1 protein-coding gene is annotated in these 416 nt (G+C 57.9%); it reads left to right on the forward strand.

The features are described from left to right. The coding region (locus G8E10_RS25780) for a DDE-type integrase/transposase/recombinase (protein WP_167131278.1) at positions 1-416 on the forward strand (416 nt) is incomplete at both ends.

Consider the following 416-nt stretch of genomic DNA (forward strand, 5'->3'; position numbering starts at 1 on the left):
TCGTTTTCGCCCAGTTCCATGTCGTTTTCACCGACGAGCCAATGACGCCAAGGATCGTCTGGTTGTTCTCGATGGTGTTGGGTCACAGCCGCCTCATCTGGGCACGCTTCGTCATGCATCAGAACCTTCCGACCGTCCTGCGTTGCCACATCGCCGCTTTCGAGGCGATTGGTGGTGCGCCGCGGGAGGTGCTCTACGACCGGATGAAGACTGCCGTTATCGGCGAAGGTCAGACGGAGGGTATCATCTACAACCGTGCTCTCATCGACCTGGCCCGCCATTATGGATACCATCCTAAGGCGTGCAAGGCCTACCGAGCCAAGACAAAAGGCAAGGTCGAGCGGCCGTTTCGGTATATCCGCGAAGACTTCTTCCTCGCTCGTTCGTTCCGCAATCTCGACGACATGAACGCCCAG

The organism is Ferranicluibacter rubi, from assembly GCF_011603255.1.
GTDB lineage: Bacteria > Pseudomonadota > Alphaproteobacteria > Rhizobiales > Rhizobiaceae > Ferranicluibacter > Ferranicluibacter rubi.